At 53.8% G+C, this 355-nt stretch carries 1 protein-coding gene; it reads right to left on the bottom strand.

Annotated elements, in window-relative coordinates:
• Positions 1-355: pyridoxal-phosphate dependent enzyme (locus tag KQJ18_RS24485; RefSeq protein ID WP_216423013.1), on the bottom strand; the 355-nt coding region annotated here is incomplete at both ends.

The raw sequence follows: 355 nt of genomic DNA, 5'->3' as shown, positions 1-355 counted from the left end.
AACGTATACTGTCCAAGGTGTTGAGTCTGAGCGCCATCGGCTATGGTTTTCGGTGTATCAATATGAACAATGTTGCCGCTGCGAAACGACTGCTGACCGTCATTGCCTGCCTCAGGTTCTACGCCATAGACCACACAGTCAGGGGAAAGATGCCTCGCTGCCAGTGCGGAACCGGAGAGCAGGCCGCCGCCACCCAGACATACGAAAAGGACGTCTAACGGTCCCACTTCCTCAATCAACTCTTTCGTTGCGGTGCCCTGGCCCGCAATAACGTGCGGATGATCGTAAGGAGGGATCAGCGTCAGCCCTTGTTTCTCAGCCAGGTCCTGACCAATTTTTTCTCTGTCTTCAGTAT

The organism is Citrobacter sp. S55_ASV_140 (genome assembly GCF_018919505.1).
Lineage (GTDB): Bacteria > Pseudomonadota > Gammaproteobacteria > Enterobacterales > Enterobacteriaceae > Citrobacter > Citrobacter werkmanii.
Note: the sequence above shows the minus strand (reverse complement) of the source record. Positions and strands in the feature narration are given on the sequence as shown.